The organism is Haloferax sp. Atlit-6N, assembly GCF_003383195.1.
Lineage (GTDB): Archaea > Halobacteriota > Halobacteria > Halobacteriales > Haloferacaceae > Haloferax > Haloferax gibbonsii.
Genome location: NZ_QEQJ01000239.1, coordinates 1 through 491, shown reverse-complemented (window position 1 = coordinate 491; position 491 = coordinate 1). Strand labels below are relative to the sequence as shown.

1 protein-coding gene is annotated in these 491 nt (G+C 46.8%); it reads right to left on the bottom strand.

Annotated elements, in window-relative coordinates; translation table 11 throughout:
• A partial coding sequence (locus DEQ92_RS22155; RefSeq protein ID WP_115821794.1) for a TRAM domain-containing protein occupies nucleotides 1–330 on the bottom strand: 330 nt, incomplete at its 3' end.
• Between the last annotated feature and the right edge of the window lie 161 nt (nucleotides 331–491).

The window sequence follows — 491 nt, the reverse complement described above, 5'->3', positions numbered from 1 at the left end:
CTCATCGCCTGGTTCGGCCTCAGGCACGATTACCACAAAGCCACGATCAACTTTGGCAATTCCGTCACCCTGATCGCCGACTGTTTCGATAGTAACCCGCCGAATCTCTCCCTGAGTGACTGGCGGGGTGACCGGTTGATCCTGCTTCTGTGTAGATTCTGTCTCCACAGGCGTAGTGACCGTGTCTAAGATTGCGACTCGATATGTCTCACCAGCTGAAAGAGTGTCGTGCGTGATTTGGTCAGAGGGGACCTCAAGAACGTACTCTCCATTTCTTTCTTCGAGAGTGACACTATGAACAGACCGAAGCGATTCTGAAATCTCAACCATAGACGACTAACTCTACCGTGCAGGGTTTAAAAACCACCTGTCCAGCACATTGGTAAATATAAATTTAACTGATACAAGACAATTAATACAAACTGATATACATTAATGTCAGGTAGATACTGATTAGGCCTGCCACCGTGACGTACCAACGTTATTCATTT